This is a genomic window from Streptomyces caniscabiei (assembly GCF_014930365.1).
GTDB lineage: Bacteria > Actinomycetota > Actinomycetes > Streptomycetales > Streptomycetaceae > Streptomyces > Streptomyces caniscabiei.
Window position 1 is genome coordinate 633,705 of the sequence record NZ_JABXWI010000003.1, and the last position, 17,479, is coordinate 651,183.

General features: G+C 69.5%; 15 protein-coding genes. 11 read left to right on the forward strand and 4 right to left on the reverse strand.

The genetic code is table 11. The features are described from left to right. Positions 1–30 precede the first annotated feature (30 nt). Together HW837_RS10960 and HW837_RS10965 are read right to left on the reverse strand one after the other, a co-directional pair. Positions 31–984, reverse strand: coding sequence for a Ppx/GppA phosphatase family protein (locus tag HW837_RS10960; RefSeq protein WP_045561038.1), 954 nt, complete (start codon positions 982–984; stop codon positions 31–33). A gap of 626 nt (positions 985–1,610) precedes the next feature. After that, the gene (locus tag HW837_RS10965; protein WP_045561039.1) at positions 1,611–2,639 is read right to left on the reverse strand and encodes an LLM class F420-dependent oxidoreductase; all 1,029 of its coding nucleotides are present in this window, start codon (positions 2,637–2,639) and stop codon (positions 1,611–1,613) included. Between the two features lie 708 nt (positions 2,640–3,347). On the opposite strand from HW837_RS10965, the gene HW837_RS10970 reads away from it, so the two are divergent. The 7 genes from HW837_RS10970 to HW837_RS11000 all read left to right on the forward strand — a co-directional run bounded on the left by HW837_RS10970 (position 3,348) and on the right by HW837_RS11000 (position 12,614). After that, positions 3,348–3,983 (forward strand): (2Fe-2S)-binding protein, encoded by a 636-nt coding sequence (locus tag HW837_RS10970; protein ID WP_093790485.1) that lies wholly within the window; start codon positions 3,348–3,350, stop codon positions 3,981–3,983. Between the two features lie 12 nt (positions 3,984–3,995). Next, positions 3,996–4,976, forward strand: coding sequence for an FAD binding domain-containing protein (locus tag HW837_RS10975; protein ID WP_045561041.1), 981 nt, complete (start codon positions 3,996–3,998; stop codon positions 4,974–4,976). Continuing rightward, positions 4,973–7,165: a xanthine dehydrogenase family protein molybdopterin-binding subunit gene (locus tag HW837_RS10980; RefSeq protein WP_045561042.1), complete on the forward strand. Its 2,193-nt coding sequence runs from the start codon at positions 4,973–4,975 to the stop codon at positions 7,163–7,165. Before HW837_RS10975 ends, HW837_RS10980 begins: the two co-directional genes overlap by 4 nt. A gap of 147 nt (positions 7,166–7,312) precedes the next feature. After that, positions 7,313–8,479, forward strand: coding sequence for an XdhC family protein (locus tag HW837_RS10985; protein ID WP_045561043.1), 1,167 nt, complete (start codon positions 7,313–7,315; stop codon positions 8,477–8,479). Next, on the forward strand, positions 8,473–9,462 hold the full coding sequence (moaA, locus tag HW837_RS10990) for a GTP 3',8-cyclase MoaA (protein WP_045561044.1): 990 nt from the start codon (positions 8,473–8,475) through the stop codon (positions 9,460–9,462). Before HW837_RS10985 ends, moaA begins: the two co-directional genes overlap by 7 nt. Positions 9,463–10,082: 620 nt before the next feature. Continuing rightward, positions 10,083–10,901: a hypothetical protein gene (locus HW837_RS10995; RefSeq protein ID WP_193381263.1), complete on the forward strand. Its 819-nt coding sequence runs from the start codon at positions 10,083–10,085 to the stop codon at positions 10,899–10,901. Positions 10,902–11,363: 462 nt separating this feature from the next. Continuing rightward, complete coding sequence (locus HW837_RS11000; protein ID WP_045561045.1) at positions 11,364–12,614, forward strand: MFS transporter; 1,251 nt, start codon at positions 11,364–11,366, stop codon at positions 12,612–12,614. Positions 12,615–12,723: 109 nt separating this feature from the next. On the opposite strand, the gene HW837_RS11005 is transcribed toward HW837_RS11000, so the two are convergent. Together HW837_RS11005 and HW837_RS11010 are read right to left on the reverse strand one after the other, a co-directional pair. Beyond that, a complete protein-coding gene (locus tag HW837_RS11005) occupies positions 12,724–13,593 on the reverse strand; it encodes a helix-turn-helix domain-containing protein (protein ID WP_045561046.1) in 870 nt (289 codons plus the stop codon). Further along, entirely contained in the window at positions 13,590–14,462 is an 873-nt protein-coding gene (locus HW837_RS11010) for a helix-turn-helix domain-containing protein (RefSeq protein ID WP_390623519.1), read from the reverse strand. The genes HW837_RS11005 and HW837_RS11010 overlap by 4 nt, the downstream gene beginning before the upstream one ends. Positions 14,463–14,645: 183 nt before the next feature. Here HW837_RS11010 and HW837_RS11015 point away from each other — a divergent pair, with 183 nt between their 5' ends. From HW837_RS11015 to HW837_RS50320, 4 genes are all read left to right on the forward strand, one after another. Continuing rightward, positions 14,646–15,662, forward strand: coding sequence for a zinc-dependent alcohol dehydrogenase family protein (locus tag HW837_RS11015; RefSeq protein WP_045561048.1), 1,017 nt, complete (start codon positions 14,646–14,648; stop codon positions 15,660–15,662). 23 nt (positions 15,663–15,685) lie between these two features. Continuing rightward, a complete protein-coding gene (locus tag HW837_RS11020; RefSeq protein WP_045561049.1) occupies positions 15,686–16,096 on the forward strand; it encodes a (R)-mandelonitrile lyase in 411 nt (136 codons plus the stop codon). 76 nt (positions 16,097–16,172) lie between these two features. Continuing rightward, positions 16,173–16,838, forward strand: a complete 666-nt coding sequence (locus HW837_RS11025; protein WP_193381264.1) for an SDR family NAD(P)-dependent oxidoreductase — start codon at positions 16,173–16,175, stop codon at positions 16,836–16,838. A gap of 17 nt (positions 16,839–16,855) precedes the next feature. After that, positions 16,856–17,389, forward strand: coding sequence for a cyclophilin-like fold protein (locus HW837_RS50320; protein ID WP_045561170.1), 534 nt, complete (start codon positions 16,856–16,858; stop codon positions 17,387–17,389). The last annotated feature ends 90 nt before the right edge of the window (positions 17,390–17,479 follow it).

Here is a 17,479-nt window from a genome sequence, read left to right on the forward strand (position 1 = left end):
AAAGCCTTCGGGGGCCAGGTCCCTCTGTGCTCAGGCGACGAGGCGGGGGCGGACGACTGGGGTGGGAGCCACGCCGAGGTGTTCGAGCAGTAGCCCTTCCCTGGTGGACCAGGGGCAGATCTCGACGCTCTTGGCCCCGCAGGCTTCCATGAGGGCCTGTGCGATCAAGGCTCCGGCCAGGGACTGCTCGGCGCGGTGCCGGGAGATGCCCGGCAGCTTGGCACGGTGGGACGGTGCCGCGTCGGCCAGCACGGAGACCGCCGTGCGCAGTCGGGGCAGCGTCAGCCGCCCCCTTGTGCGCGGGGTCCTGCTCTGGGCGGCGGCCAGCCGGGCGAGCTGTTCGAAGGTCTTGGAGCAGGCCAGCACCCGCCCTCCCCGTTCGGCCTGCGGCAGGCCGGAGACCGCTTCCAGAGACTCGCAGAGGTGCTGCAGGACCTCGGTAAGGCGGCGTCGGGACGGCACGGTACCGCCGGGAAGCCAGTCCCGGGTGATTCTCCGGGCGCCCAGCGGCAGCGAGTGGACGACGTGGGGCTGGTCTCCGGTGCCGGAGGCGATCTCCACGGTGCCGCCGCCGATGTCCAGGACCAGCAACTGCCCGTCCGTCGGCCCGATCCACTGGCGGGCCGCCACGTAGGCCAGCCGCGCCTCCTCCTCGCCGGTCAGCACGCGCAGACGGGTACCCGTGGTGCGTGCCACTCGGGCGATGACCTCGTCGCGGTTGGGCGCGTCCCGGATGACGGAGGTCGCGAACGCGAACACCTCCGGTCCACCCGGCCGCAGGTCCGCAGCGACGGCCTCGGCCACTGCCCGCTCGACACTCTCCACGCCGGCCTTCTCCAGCCGCCCCTTGCGGTCGAGAGTCTCGTGCAGTCGCAGCCGCACCTTGCGGGAGAACACCGGCTCCAGCACCGGACCAGGACGCCGCCGCACCACAGTCAACAGAGCGCTGTGGCACCCTACGTCGAGCACACCCGCCTGCCGCATTCCCCCGCCTCCCTTTGGCCCCCGCGCGCGACCAAACCGCTCCTTGTCCCATCCCCGACACTCCTCGCCGACAGCACGACGTGGTCCGGGCCAGTCGGTGAGCATATCGTCACCACCCGTGCACCCTCCGCCCCGGTCCACAGTGATCGAGCGGTGAGACGTGAGTTCCGGAATGAAGAACAGAGGCGCACCCCGTCATCGGGACGTCAACCGCGACGAGCCTCACAGGGGAGGCGCTGTCCCGTGACTGCGTCGACTTCCTACGACCGCTACGCAGAAAGCCCCAGCAGTTTCGACCGCGCGGAACGGCAGCTGGGCCGACTCATCGACCACGACACCTGCCACGGCATCGACCTCCCGGCGACGATGCACCGGTACCTGGACGCCGTCGGCAACAAGACCACCGCTGCTGGTTCAGGCAGCCTGTCCGGGAGACCGCCTACCACCAACACGTGGGCACGATCAACGGATACTCGGCCCTACTACCTCGACTCCACGCGTGAGCCACCCGGAGAGCCCGATATCGGCCGGCCCCTCAACACGACCGGTACCGGGTCCGGTCAACCGCGCCGGTCCCGTCCTCGCAGCCTGGCACGGTCCCGGGACAGGCACGAACTGAGCAGCCGTCAGAGCCAGCCCTTGACCTTCTCCACGAGACGGGCGGGGTCAGGGTCGACCACCCGGACGTTCAACTGGGTGACACCGGCGGCGCGAAACGCCTCGATGCGCTCACGCACGTAGCCCTCGGGGCCGCACAACGACACAAGTTCGGTCAGCTCGTCGGGTACGGCCGCCTCCGCCTCGGTCTTCTTCCCTGACAGGTAGAGGTCCTGGATCTTCTCGGCGGCTTCCTCGTAACCGTATGCGCGGGCCAGGTCGTTGTAGAAGTTCTTGCCCTTGGCGCCCATGCCGCCGAGGTAGAGGGCGATCATCGGTCTCAGCAGGTCGCGGGCGGCTGCCGCGTCCTCGCCGACAGCGAGGAGGCTGCCCGCCACGATCTGGAAATTCCCGCGTTCGGCGGGGCGACGTGTGAGTCCCTCGGCAAGTGCGCTTCCCCAGACCTGTCCGGCCTTCTCGGGGATGAAGAGGTGCGGCAGCCAGCCGTCGGCGATCTCCGCAGTCAAGCGGACGTTGGCCGGGCCGAGCGCCGCGACGTGGATCGGTATTTCGCTGCGGATCGGGTGGTTGAGGAACTTCAGGGGCTTGCCGAGCTTGCCGCCCTTCTCCGGCGGCAGTGGCATGTCGACGATGCCATGGTGATCGATCACCTCACGTCGCCAGATCCGGCGGCACAGCTCGACGGTCTCGCGGGTGCGGCCGAGCGGCTTGTCGTACGGCCGGCCGTGCCAGCCCTCGACGACCTGCGGACCGGAGGCGCCGAGCCCGAGCAGGGCACGGCCTTCGGACACCGCGTCCAGTCCGGCGGCGGTCTGGGCGATCAGCGCGGGCGTGCGGGAGTAGACGTTGATGATGTACGAGCCGATTTTCACGCGCTCGGTGCGGGCTGCGAGGTAGCCCATGGTGGTCGGTGAGTCGAAACCGTATGCCTCGGCCACCCAGACGGCGTCGAGCCCGGCCTTCTCCAGCCGCACGGTCTCCTCGACGGCCTTGCGGGGGTCGTTCTCGGCGTACTCGAGGGTGGTGGCCAGTTCCATGAGCTGTCCTCTCCGCGTCCGTTCCCGGAACACCGGCATACGCAGGACGGAAGCCGATCCGGAACAACTGGTCATCGCTCCCTGGCCAGTGTGGTGCGAGAGTGGCAGCCGAGGGGATAAAAATCAAGCGCGCCTGCTTTTTCGGGCTGCGGGGTGATCATCGAGGTCTGGTGGAGGTGCGCCCTGCAGCCCTGGCCGCTGGCATCGTTCCGGCACCAGGTCTCGGTCTCCCGGCGCTTCCGCAACGTGTTGGACGAGGTCCGCTGTGCGCTCCGTCGCAGTGCCGGCTTCGCCGGCGGTGGACACGCAGGGCGAACACCTCAAGGACGTCATGGCAGTCGATCGAAGCATCCGCGCGCTGCGAGGTCTGTGCGGCCTCCTCGCCGAAACAGGCTCTCTCACAGACCAACAGACCTGCGGGTGTTGCTGTGCGGCGAATTCGGGGGCGTGAGGTGTTCCGCGCCTTCGGCGGCCCTTCGTCCTTCGCCTAGCGCTTACTCGCTGTCAAAACCAAGCGACAGTCAAGGAAAAGCATGGGGGGATAAAACTCTCCCTGCCATGAGTGACGCCTGTGGTGCAAGACTTTCTGCGTGATCAGCCGCCCTGTCGAGGCGAGCGATCACCCAGTTTCCCGCGGTGGCGTCGATCTCATGCCTGGTCTCCCGCTGGTGTACACGACTGATCCGTCCGTGATGCGAAGGCGTTTGTATGTCTGATGACCTCTCTGAATCCGCTGTTCCACCCTTGACCGAACCGGATGCCTCCTCCTCGGGGCCCAGCCGACGTACCGTCATCGCCACCGGTGTCGTGGTGGGCAGTGCCGTGGTGGCCGGAGGGACGTTCCTCGCCGGCTCGGAGGAGGCCGCTGCCGCGGGGGCTGCGCCCTCCAGTCGGGTCTCCCTGACGGTCAACGGCACCCGCCGGACCGTGACGGTGGACAACCGCACCTCGCTGCTTGACCTGCTGCGCGAGCACCTTGACCTGACCGGCTCCAAGAAGGGCTGCAACGCGGGGGCGTGCGGGGCGTGCACGGTGCTGGTCGACGGGCAGCGGGTGAACTCCTGTCTGACGTTGGCGGTGCGGCTGGAGGGCGCTGAGGTCACCACGATCGAGGGCCTGGCCAAGGGCGATGAACTGCATCCGTTGCAGCAGGCGTTCGTCGACGAGGACGCCTTCCAGTGCGGTTACTGCACACCCGGCCAGATCATGTCTGGTGTCGGTTGCATCCAGGAGGGCCACACCGGCTCGCCGGAGGAGATCCGGGAGTACATGAGCGGCAACGTCTGCCGCTGTGGCTGCTACGTCAAGATCGTGCGCGCGGTCGAGACCGCCGCGCGGAAGTAAGGAGCGGCCCCCATGCATCCCTTCACCTACATCCGCGTCAGCAGCGTCCGGGAAGCCCTGGACGCCGGCAGACGCGGCGGACGCTACATCGCCGGCGGCACCACGCTGGTCGACCTGATGCGCGAGACCGTCGAAAGCCCCGACACGGTGGTCGACATCAGCGCGCTGCCCCTGCGTGACATCACCGCCACCAAGGGCGGGGGCATCCGCATCGGGGCCCTGGTCCCGATGGCCGTGGCCACTGCGGACGCCAAGCTGAACTCCCTGTACCCGGTGGCCGCGCAGGCCCTGCGGGGCGCCTCGGCCCAGCTGCGGAACATGGCCACGGTCGGCGGCAACATCATGCAGCGCACTCGCTGCACCTACTTCCGTGATGTGACCGCCGACTGCAACAAGCGCGAGCCCGGCTCGGGTTGTGCCGCACTGGGCGGTTACAACCGCGGCCATGCGATCCTCGGCGGCTCCGATCACTGCGTGGCCGTTCACGCCTCCGACTTCGCCGTCGCCCTGACCGCGCTGGAGGCGACCGTCCATCTGCAGGCCCCGGGCGGCAAGGAGCGTAGCCTCCCCTTCGCCGACTTTCTGCTCCGCCCCGGCAGTACCCCGCAGCGCGAACAGAACATCCGGCGGGGGGAGTTGATCACGGGGGTCGAGATTCCGGCGTATCCGCGTCCGCTGAAGTCGGCCTATCTGAAGCTTCGCGACCGGCAGTCCTACTCGTTCGGGCTCGCCTCGGCGGCCGTCGCACTGCACATCCGGGGCGGTGTGATCCGCGAGGCCAAGGTGGCCGCCGGCGGTGTGGCCACCGTGCCGTGGAAGCTGTCTGCCGTCGAGCGGGCCCTGATCGGTGAGCGTCCCTCGGACGGTCTGTGGGCCGAGGCCGCCGGGCACGCGGCCGAGGGCGCCCGCCCCCTTCGGCACAACCGGTTCAAGGTCGAGCTCCTGAAGCGGACCGTCGAACGCCAGCTGCGCACCGTAGGAGAGATGGAATGAGCCCCCAGCCGCAGGCAGCCGTAGGTGCGCCGCTGTCCCGGGTGGACGGCCGGCTGAAGGTCACGGGCAAGGCGGAGTACGCCGCCGAGCACGACCTCAAGGGCACCGTGCACGCCGTCATCGTCGACGCGAGCATCGGCCGCGGCCGTGTCAGGTCCATCGACACACGCGCCGCCGAGAAACACGCCGGTGTGCTGCGGGTGATCCACCACGGCAACGCTCCGAAGCTCCCCTACCGGGACAACACCGGGTCCAACAACCCGGCCGGGCGCAGGCTGCGCGTCTTCCAGGACGACCGGGTGCTCTTCCACGGCCAGCCGGTCGCCGTCGTCGTGGCCACCACGCTGGAGGCGGCCCAGCACGGCGCCAGCCTGGTCAGGGTCCGCTACGACGCCGAGAAGCCCTCGACCGACATCACCAAGGGCAAGCCTGGCGAGCCCACGAACTACACGCGCGGCGAAGCCGAAGCCGGGCTGCGCTCCTCCGCCGTACGGCTGGACCTGACCTATGAGCTGGCGCGCAACCATCACAACCCGATGGAGCCGCACGCCACCGTCGCCCGCTGGGACGGCAACAAGCTCACGGTCTGGGACAAGACCCAGTGGGTGATGGGCACGCACGACGAGATCGCCGCGGTCTTCGACCTCCCGGCGGACGCGGTGCGGGTCATCAACCCGTTCGTCGGGGGCGGGTTCGGCAGCGGGCTGCGCTGCTGGCCGCACACGATCGTCGCCGCGCTGGCCGCACGGGTGACGCGGCGCCCGGTGAAGCTGGTGCTGTCGCGCAAGCAGATGTACTTTGGCACCGGCTTCCGGCCGGCCTACGAGTACCGGCTGCGCCTCGGCAGCGACCGGCGCGGCAAGCTGAACGCCGCGATCCACGACATCGAGCACGAGACCTCGTCGTACGAGACGTTCTTCGAGGCCGTCCTGGGCACGGGCCAGATGATGTACAGCATGCCCAACGTCCGCCAGGCTTACCGGCAGGTGCCGTTGGACGTGAACACCCCGATCTGGATGCGCGGGCCCGGCTTCGCCCCCGCGTCGTTCGTGATCGAGTCGGCCATGGACGAGCTTGCTGACAAGCTCGGCATCGATCCGATCGAGCTGCGGCGGCGCAACGAACCGGCCGAGGACGAGTCGACCAACGAGCCGTTCTCCTCCCGCCGGCTGAGTGAGTGCTACACGGTCGGCGCCCGCGAGTTCGGCTGGGACCGCCGCAACCCCAAGCCGCGCTCCACACGGGAGGGGAACCTGCTGATCGGCCTGGGCATGGCCGCCGGGGCCTACGACTGCGGGCGGTATCCGGGGCAGGCCAGGGCTCGGCTGGATGCCGACGGCACGGCGGTCGTGGAGGCGGCCACCACTGACATGGGGCCGGGCACGTACACCTCCCAGACTCAGGTCGCCGCGGACGCCCTCGGGTTGACCATGCGCACGGTGACTTTCCGGCTGGGGGACTCGGAGTATCCGTTCACCTCGCCGCACGGCGGTTCGTCGACCATGGCCAGTGTCGGCTCGGCCGTCGTCGACGCCTGCAACAAGGTGCGCCAGCAGGCGATCAAGCTGGCCGTGGAGGACCGCGATTCGCCGCTGTACGGCGTGAACGCGGACGACGTGGTCGTGCGCAACGGCCGACTGCACGTGCACAACAACACGGCGCGCGGGGAGACGTACAAGAGTCTGCTGGCCCGTAACGACCGTTCCCACCTGGAAGCGAACGGTTCCTACGACGGGCCGGGCAGCGACCGGTCCGCCTACTTCGCCTACAGCGCGACCTTCGCCGAGGTCTCGGTGGACGCGGACCTGGGGCTGGTGCGGGTACGGCGGATGCTCGGGGTGTACGACGCGGGCCGCATCATCAGCCCCAAGCTCGCCGACAGCCAGGCGATCGGCGGCATCGTGGGTGGCATCGGCCAGGCGCTGCTGGAGGACACGGTCACCGACCACCGCGACGGGCGGATCGTGAACGCCAGCCTCGCCGACTACCTCGTCCCGGTCAACGCCGACGTCCCCGAGATCAAGGCGATCTACCTGGACGGCGAGGACAACGCCGGCAACCTGCTGGGCGTCAAGGGCCTCGGCGAGGTCGTCCAGGTGGGCGTGGCGGCCGCGATCGGCAACGCGGTATTCAACGCCACCGGCCGCCGCATCCGCCAACTGCCCATCACCGCCGAGGCGTTGCTCTGACATCACCGCCTCCTTGGACGGGTCCGGCAGCCGAACCCCCCGTACGGCTGCTGGACCCCCGGGTCGCCGCCGCGCATGCGCCCCCGTCGACGCGGCGGCGACCTGATCCACCTTCTGCGACAGCGACCGTCTGCTCTGGAGCCCTCCATGCTGAACATCGCGGACACACTGCACCGTTGGTGCCGCGAGGAACGCCCCTTCGCCCTGGCCACTGTCGTCGGCGTCACCGGCAGCGCACCCCTGCCCATCGGTACGTCGGTGGCGGTGGACGTGGACGGCAACGCCCTCGGCAGCATCTCCGGCGGCTGTGTCGAGGGTGCGGTGTACGAGCTGTGCCAACAGGTGCTCCAGGAGCAAGGCGCTCCACAGCGTGCCCGGTTCGGCTACTCCGACGACGACGCCTTCGCCGTCGGCCTGACCTGCGGCGGCGAACTCGACGTCCTCGTCCAGCGCATCGACCCCGGCGCCCAGCCGCATCTCGGCGCGGCGTTCGCCGAGGCGGTCGAGGGCCGGCCCGCCGCCGTCGCCCAGGTCGTGGACGGGCCCGAGAGGATGCTCGGCACGACGTTGAGCGTGCTCGGCGACAGCTGGATCGCCGACCGCGCGCTCGGCGACGGGCCGACCGGCCGAGCCGTGGGCGACCGGGCCACCGCCCAACTGCGCAGCGGACGCACCGGACTTGTCTCGCTCGGCGGCGACGCCGACACCTGCCCCGAGCAGCTCACCGCCCTCGTCCACGTGGCCGCCACCCGTCCCCGCATGCTGATATTCGGCGCCATCGACTTCGCCGCCGCCCTCGCCCAGGCTGGCCGCTTCCTGGGCTATCACGTCATTGTGTGCGACGCCCGACCCGTCTTCGCCACCGAAGCCCGATTCCCGCACGCCGACGAGGTGGTCGTCGACTGGCCCCACCGCTACCTGGCCCGGACGGCAGTGGACGCCCGTACCGCCGTCTGTGTACTCACCCACGATGCCAAGTTCGACATCCCCTTGCTCCAGCTGGCACTTGACCTGCCCGTCGGTTACGTCGGCGCGATGGGCTCCCGCCGCACCCACGACGAACGGCTGCGCCGCCTGCGTGAAGTCGGAGTCACCGACAGGCAGTTGGCCCGGCTGCGGTCCCCGATCGGCCTCGATCTCGGCGCCCGCACCCCCGAGGAGACGGCCATCTCCATCACCGCGGAGATCATCGCCCACGCCAGCCGAGCGAGTGGCTTGCCTCTGGTCCGGGTCAGCGGCCCGATCCACCGCGTTTCCGGGGCGGTGCCGGAGACAGCGCGGCACGGGGCAGGAATGGTCTCAGGAACATGCTGATCGACGCCTACGGCCGAGTGGCCACCGACTTGAGGGTCTCGCTGACCGACCGGTGCAATCTGCGTTGTACGTACTGCATGCCCGAGGAGGGCCTGCAGTGGCTGGCCAAACCCGATCTCCTCACGGACGTCGAGATCGTCCGTCTGATCGACATCGCGGTCACCTCGCTGGGCATCGAGGAGGTCCGCTTCACGGGCGGCGAACCGCTCCTGCGCCCGGGCCTGGTGGGCATCGTGGAGCGGGTCGCAGCGCTGCGACCCCGCCCGCAGATGTCGTTGACGACGAACGGCATCGGCCTCAAGCGAACGGCTGCGGCCCTGAAGGCGGCGGGCCTGGACCGGGTCAACGTCTCCCTGGACACTCTGCGCCCGGACGCCTTCAAGACCCTCACCCGCCGGGACCGCCACAAGGACGTCATCGAGGGCCTGTACGCAGCCCGTGAGGCGGGCCTGACCCCGGTGAAGGTCAACTCGGTCCTGATGCCGGGCCTGAACGACGACGAGGCCCCGGACCTGCTGGCCTGGGCGGTCGAGCACGAGTACGAACTCCGCTTCATCGAGCAGATGCCCCTGGACGCCCAGCACGGCTGGCGGCGCGACGGCATGATCACCGCGAGCGACATCATCGCCTCCCTGCGCACCCGCTTCGACCTGACCGAAGAAGGCTGCCAGGCCCGAGGTTCGGCGCCCGCCGAGCGCTGGCTCGTGGACGGCGGCCCGCACCGAGTGGGCGTCATCGCCTCGGTCACCCGCCCGTTCTGCGCCGCCTGCGACCGCACCCGGCTCACCGCTGACGGCCAGATACGAACCTGCTTGTTCGCGGCCGAGGAGACCGACCTGCGCGCGGCCTTGCGCGCGGACGCCCCGGACGAGGACATCACGCGGATCTGGTGCGAGGCGATGTGGGGAAAGAAGGCGGGCGCGGGCCTGGACGACCCGACCTTCGTCCAACCAGATCGCCCGATGTCCGCGATCGGCGGCTAGGAAACTCTCTCCTAAGATAGAAACCTGCTCGGGAGGGAAATCCCACTACTCGCCGCTGCATTCCTTAGACTCCGTCGAAGTGATATGGCCCGCATTCGGGACCGGCGAGAATACTGCCGGACGTTTTCCTGTTCCAAGCTGATTAATCGGCACTGCGACCGTCACGGCGACACGCGTCGCGCAGCAGAGCAGGGTGAAGGTCACCGGGCAGGTCCTTCACCGAGGATGACGCGACGCGGGGTGACCCTGCTGCGGTCGTTGGATATCCGGAGAACGGCGGCGGCCTGGAGCTGCGGACGGCCACGGGCAGGTGTCCGCTCTCCTCAACTATGGCGCCCGGGCCGACGCACCGGTCCGGATGCGGGCTGTGTCGTGTAGCTGCCGCATCGTGCCCGGCAAAGGGGGAGGGTTTCATCCCCGGATGTTCTTCTTCCCGGATTAATTTGTCCTCTTTTCGTGCCCGTGTCGGCGTGTGAGGGTCGGAATCGAGTTTTTTCTCGCCGAGGGATCACGCCTTGGCGATTTCTGTGTGTAGCCATGGAACCGTTGACGGAACGCAAGGAAACGATGAACCAGGTCATCCCCATCACCGTCGCCGACCGGCACTCCGAGAGGCGCTCATGACGACTCCGACGCTGGAGCGGCCCGCTCCCACGGTCGTCCCGGAGCACCGACCGGCCGCCCCAGAGCGACAGGCGCCGGCCGTGCGGCCGGGTAGCCGGAGACTCCGCAGCGCGTTGTGGTGGGCGGCGTGCCTGACCTGCGGCGGCCTCGTGGGCCTTGTCCTCGCCATCGTCGGCACACTGCGCGGGCGGGCGCCGTCCAGGCTGCGGCGCGGAGTGGTCGCGGCCGGGACGGCGGTGCAGCTGGCGTCTGGCGCTTGTTTCGCGGTCGCCGGATCCGAGGGCGACGGTGGTCTATGGGAGACCACCCGCGTGGTGGTCAACGCGCCGGTTTCCGGAGCGGCTCTGCTCTACGGCGTCGGCAAGGGCGGCGAAGTGCATCAGGGCGGCAACGGGACGACCGCTGTGGTTCTGGACGGCGGGGTCGTCCGCGCCGGCACCATGTTCGGCACGGTCTTCCTGACGGACCAGCGTATGGAGGCGGACTCGCCTCGCACGCAGGGTCTGGCGGAACACGAGGCCCGGCACGCGGACCAGTGGGCGGCCTTCTCACTCGTCGGAGGGCCCGCCGCGTTCCCCGCGCTGTATGCCGTCGACGAGGCATTCTTCCCCTGTGCGTTCAACCACTTCGAACGGCAGGCCGGACTCGATGACGGCGGCTACGACACGCCGTCGGACTGCCCGTCCATCGCAGGCCAACTCACCCTTGTCTCCCTCGGGCTGGTCGCAGCCTCGGCCCTGGTCGCCCGGCGCAGACTCCGCGGCCCGTCTCCGGCTTCGACCGGAAGTAAGGACTTCCCCCGCTCGGTGTCCTGACGACTGGTGCGTGTCCGGTCCTTCGACATCAGGGCAGTCTGAAGCCGGAAGGTCCTATGACCGCAGTCATGCGATAACGCCGCTGGGCGGGTGTGCGTCCGGGTAGTGCAGGTGAGAGCCGCAGTAGCCGTTTCGGCAGGCCGTTCCCCACTCAGGTGGCACTCCAATCCGATCAACGCGGCTCCATTGCCTGTGGGTTGGCACTTCGAACACCTCCCCACGACGGCACGGGGGCCTCGTGCGTAGCGGGCGTCAATCCCGTTTCCTCGATCAGTGGCCACGCCTAAAGAGTTGTGAGCTCCTTGCCGTAAAGCGGCAGCTGCCGAAAGGAAGATCGCTCGCAACTGCGCGGCGAGCAGGGAGAAATTCCTCCCCCTCACAGAACGCCCGTGCGGTGCGATGCTCGACGGCGTCCCCAGCCCGCAGCGATCGCGCGTTGCCCTGAAAAGAGAATGCCACCGAATGTCACCCACGACCGACGAGCGACCCCGCAAACTGCCCTTTGTCGTCTGGGTGCTGTCCGCCGGAACCTTCCTCATGGGCACCACCGAATTCGTCATCGCGGGCCTGCTGCCCGAGATCGCCGATGATCTCAATGTCTCCCTGCCTCACGCGGGTCTGCTGATCACGGTGTTCGCGGCAGGCATGATCGTCGGGGCGCCGGCGATGGCGATCGCGACCCTGCGCCTGCCCCGGCGCTCCACGCTGATCCTCGCGCTCGTCGTGTTCGCGCTCGGGCATCTGGCCGCCGCGCTCAGCTCGTCCTTCGCTCTCGTGCTCGCGGCTCGCGTGGTGACCGCACTGGCCACCGGGACCTTCTGGTGCGTCGCCGCGGTCGTGGCCACGACCGCTGCAGGGCCGGCAGCGACGTCACGGGCCCTGGGCATGCTCCTGGGAGGTCTGACCGTGGCGACCGTGGCCGGCGTACCGCTGGGCGCGTGGCTGGGGCAGTTGTCGGGGTGGCGCGGGCCGTTCTGGGTGCTGGCCGCGCTGTCGGCCGGCGCGGCGGCGGTCATCGGCCGGTTCATCCCTGGCGACGAGCGACGTGAAGCGCCTTCCGTGCGGGCCGAGTTCGCCGCGCTGCGAGATGTTCGGATCTGGCTGACGCTGAGTTCGATGACGCTGCTGATGGGCGGTGTCCTGGCGACGTACACCTACATCTCGCCCCTGCTCACCGAGCGGGCCGGTATCTCCGCTGAGGCCGTGCCCATGGTCCTGACCGGCTACGGCCTGGGCGCGCTGCTGGGCACCACGGTCGGCGGGCGCCTGGGCGACCGTCGCCCCCTGGTCACTCTCATCACGGCCGCCGCCACGACCACGCTGGTCCTGCTGTTGTTGACTGTTTTTTCCACCAGCCCCGTGGCGGCCGTCGTCCTGGTGACACTGATGGGGGTGACGGGCTTCGCCGCCAACCCGGCGCTCGGCGCGCTGGCTCTGCGCTTCGCCGGTTCCGCGCCCACCCTCGCCTCCGGCCTCAGCGGCGCGGCGCCCAACGTGGGCATCGCCATCGGTTCCTGGACGGCTGGCATCGCCCTGACCTCACCGCTGCAGCAGGCCGGGCCCCCGCTGGTCGGCACGGTGGCGGCCGCCCTCACCCTCGTACCGCTGACCACCCTCGCACTGATGCGCGCCACCCGCTCCGAGAAGCCCCCTCCTTCGCCCCGAGCAGCCGCGGAGCAGCCGATCGGGTGCGGACGTCAGGACCTTGGCTGAGCGGCGCTTGGCTCGCGCCACACGCGAGCGGAAGGTTCTCCCGCTCGCGGACCGACAGAGCGTGAGGTCCAGCCAGGCGGGGTCACCGTCCGTGTGGGCTCGGCACCGATCAGCGGGGAGTCGAAGAGGGCGCCAGGTGCTGGTCGGCGGCCCAGGAGGCGAGGATGCGCAGCCGCTCGTGGGTGGGGGATCCGGGGGTGGCGGTCCAGACGGTCAGGTGCTGGTCGGGGTCGGTGTTGGCGGTGAGGGTGTCCCAGTCCAGGACGAGTTCGCCGACGACGGGATGGTTGAGGGTCTTGGTGCCCACGGTGCGGGCGGCGACCTTGTGGTCGCCCCACCACTGGGCGAACTGCTTGTCACGGGTGGACAGTTCACCGACCAGCTCGATGAGACGGGGGTCCTCGGGATACTGCGCCGCCTCCATCCGCACCTGTGAAACGGCGATCCGCGCCGAGCTCTCCCAGTCGGCGTACAGGGTGCGCATCGCCGGATCGATGAAGATGAGCCGGGGGTAGTTGCGGTGCTTTTCCGGAATGCGGGAGAAGTCGGTGACCAGCGCGGCGGCCAGCGCGTTCCACGCCAGGATGTCCCCGCGTCGCCCCTGCACGATGGCCGGGGTGGCGGTGAGGTCGTCCAGTACGCGCTGCAGCTGGGGCTGGACCTTCTGCCTGCCGTGGCGTCGGGCGCGGGCGGTGGTCTTGCCCGCGAGCTGGAACAGATAGCCGCGCTCGTCGTCGTCCAGGTGGAGGACACGGGCGATCGTGTCCAGCACGGGCGCGGACGCCTGCATACGCCCCTGCTCGAGCCGGGTGTAGTAGTCGGTGCTGATGGAGGCGAGCTGGGCGACCTCCTCCCGGCGCAGCCCAGCCACCCGGCGGGGCCCGCCCGTCTCCGGCAGCCCGACCGCGCGGAGGCTCAGTTCCGAACGGCGCTTCTTGAGGAACTCGCCGAGCTCATTGAGAGGAACGTTGCTGGTCATGCTTCCCATCCTGACGAGGCCGGTAGGTTCTGGTCGGCGGCCCAGGAGGCGAGAATGCGCAGCCGGTCGTGCGCGGGGGATCCTGGGGCGGCAGTCCAGACCGTCATGTACTGGTCGGGGTCGGTGTTGGCGGTGAGGGTGTCGCGGTCGAGGGTGACCTCTCCCACGACCGGATGGATCAGAGTCTTCGTGCCCACGGTGCGGGCGGCGACGCGGTAATTGCCCCACCACCGAGCGAACTCCTGGTCGCGCAGGGACAGTTCACCAACCAGGGCGATCAGACGGGGGTCCTCGGGGTACTTCGCCGCCTCCATCCGCAGCTGCGCAACGGTGACCTGTGCAGCTGTCTTCCAGTCGGCGTACAGGGTGCGCATCGCCGGCTCGGTGAACAGGATCCGGGGATAGTTGCGGTGCTTTTCCGGAATCCGGGAGAAATCCGTGACCAGCGCGGCCGCCAACGCGTTCCACGCCAAAATGTCCCCCCGCCGCCCCTGGACCATGGCGGGGACGGAGGTGAGGTCCTCCAGCACCCGCTGCAGTTGCGGCTGGACCTTCTGCCTGCCGTGGCGTCGGGTGCGAAGGGTGGTCCTGCCCGCGAGCTGGAAGAGGTAGCCGCGTTCGTCGTCGTCCAGGTGGAGGACACGGGCGATGGTGTCCAGCACGGGCGCGGACGCCTGCATGCGGCCCTGCTCTATCCGGGTGTAGTAGTCGGTGCTGATGGAGGCGAGCTGGGCGACCTCCTCACGGCGCAGTCCTTCGACCCGGCGGGGCCTGCTGGTCGACGGAAGCCCGACGGTGGGCGGGCTCAGCTTTGAGCGGCGCTTCTTAAGGAATTCTCCCAGTTCATTCAGGGCGACATCGCTGGTCATGCTTCCCAGCATTACATCGATCGCACCTGAGGAAGGGGGGAGAATTTCCTCCCTGGATGTTCCTCTCCCCGGATAGATTCCTCCGCTTCTCGCGTCCGCCCTCGCGTGTGAGGCTCGATCGTGAGCAGCCATTTCTGACGCCGGCTGCGGCATACAGACCCTCGTATCGAAGGAAGCACCCCCATGCGCGGAGCAGTCATTCACGCCCCCGGCGATGTGCGCCTCGAGAACCTCGAAGACCCGAAGATCAACCGGCCGACCGACGCGGTGATCCGCACGGTCGCCACGTGCGTGTGCGGCTCGGACCTGTGGCCCTACCGTGGCGCGGAGCCGCTGGACGAGCCCCATCCGATGGGGCACGAGTACGTCGGCATCGTCGAGGAGGTGGGCAGCGAGGTCACCAACGTCAGGCCGGGTCAGTTCGTGGTCGGCTCCTTCGCCACCTCGGACAACACCTGCGCGAACTGCCGTAACGGCTGGCAGTCCTCCTGCCTGAACCGGGAGTTCATGAGTACCTGCCAGGCCGAGTACGTCCGCATCCCCAACGCGCACGGCACTCTGGTCGCTACCGGCGAGCACCCGGACGGCGAGGCGGTGCCTGGCCTGCTCGCCGTCTCCGACGTGATGGGCACCGGCTGGTACGCCGCCCTCGCCGCCGAGGTCAAGCCCGGCGTCACCGCCGTTGTCGTCGGAGACGGCGCGGTCGGCCTGTGTGGAGTCATCGCCGCCAGGGAACTGGGAGCCGAGCGGATCATCGCGATGAGCCGCCACGCCTCCCGGCAGAAGCTGGCCCTCGAATTCGGCGCCACCGACATCATCAGCGAACGCGGCGACGAAGGCATCGCCCGCGTCAAGGACCTCACCGGCGGCATCGGCGCTGACTCCGTGCTGGAGTGCGTCGGCACCGCCGAGTCCATGCGGCAGGCCCTGCACTCGACCCGGCCCGGCGGCAACGTCGGCTTCGTCGGCGTCCCGCACGAGGTCGCCGTGGACGGCCAGGAGCTGTTCTTCTCCCAGGTCGGCCTGCGCGGCGGCCCCGCCCCCGTGCGCCGCTACCTGCCCGACCTGATCGACCGTGTCCTGACCGGCCGGATCAACCCGGGCAAGGTCTTCGACCTCACCCTGCCCCTGGACCAGGTCGCCGAGGGCTACCGGGCCATGGACGAACGCCGCGCGATCAAGACCCTCCTCAAGCCCTGACCCCTCCTCGGCAAGGAGCAACCATGCAGATCACCCGCAGCTCGATCGACACCGTCAAGGGTCCGGCCGATTGGTTCACCGGCGACGTTTACATCGACCCCGTCGCCGCCGCGCCGGCCCCGTCCCGGGTCACCGCGTCCCTGGTGCACTTCATGCCCGGCGCCCGCACTCACTGGCACCGCCACCCCCTGGGGCAGACCGTCTTCGTCACCGAGGGCGTCGGCCTGTGCCAGCGCCGCGGCGGACCGGTGGAAGTCATCCGGCCCGGCGACCGCGTCCTGTTCGAAGCCGACGAGGAGCACTGGCACGGCGCCGCCTCGAACCGGCTGATGGTCCACCTGGCCATCAACGAGGGCGACGACACCCACGACGTCGTGCACTGGCTGAACCCCGTCACTGACGAGGAATACACCGCCGCCCCGCCCACCGGCTGAACCCGGGCGCACACACCTCTTTCCCGGGCCTTGATGCGCGGCCCGCCCCCTAGTCACGTCGTTGAGGAGAACTCTTGTGACCACCTTCGCCCTCATCGGTGCCGGACCCGGCCTCGGGCTCGCCACAGCCCGCCGCTTCGGCGCCGCCGGCCACCGCGTCGCCCTCATCGCCCGTAACCCCCAGCGCCTGGACGACCTGACAGCCGAGCTGACGCGTGACGGCATCGAGGCCCGCGGCTTCGCCGCCGATGTCCTCGACATCGAGGCCCTGACCGCGGCCCTGTACGCGGCCGGTGCCTCGCTGGGGCCCGTCGAGATCCTCCAGTACAGCCCCGTGCCCCGCGCCGACTTCATGAAGCCGGTCCTGGACACCGGCGCCGACGACCTCGACGCGCCCCTCGCCTTCTCCGTCAAGGGCCCGGTCACCGCGGTGAATGCCGTCCTGCCTGGCATGCGCGAACTCGGCCGCGGCACCGTGCTGTTCGTCAACGGCTCCAGTGCCGTTCGCCCCAATCCGAACGTCGCCGGCACCTCGGTCGCTTTCGCTGCCGAGAGCGCGTACGCCCGCATGCTCCACGACACGCTCGCCCCGCAGAACGTCCATGTCGCCCAGCTGATCGTGCCGGGCGCCATCCGGCCCGACGCCGAACACAGCAGCCCCGACGCCCTGGCCCGGCGCCTGTACGACATGCACACCGGGCGTGACGGCTTCCGCCATTACTCCGAGCCCCTTCCCAAGTGAGACCCCAGAGCATGCCCATGAACTCCGCCGCCCGCCGCGCCCTGGTCCGCGCCGTCCCGGCAACCGCTCTCCTGCTGGCCGTGACCGCCTGCACCAGTGACTCATCAGGGGTCACTCCGGCTTCCGCGTCCAGCTCGTCGGCGTCTTCGGGGCGGCAGCAGGCATCGACATCCGCCGCACCCAGCGCATCAGCCGAGAGGAATACCGCCATGGCCATCCGGGTCACCATCGACGGCCGGCCCGTCGACGCCACCCTGAACGACAGCCCTGCCGCCCGCGACTTCGCCGACCTGCTCCCGCTCACCCTGGATCTGGAGGACTTCCACCAGACGGAGCGGATCGCGGACCTGCCGCGCAGGCTGACTACGTCCGGCGCCCCGGACCCAGCCGTGCCCCGGGCCGGTGACCTGGCCTACTACGCACCCTGGGGCAACCTGGCTCTCTACTACCGCGACGGCGCCTCCGCCTCCCCAGACCTGCTCATCCTTGGCCACATCGACGCCGACGGGCTCGGCACAGCCGACCGAATCACCATCGAATCCGCTTCCTGACCTTTGGCAGCCAGGTGGCCGCCTCAATCAACCCCGACGGCCTCCCCGTCCCCGTGGCCTGACCGCACCCCCTTCTGCCATTCCGCTCAA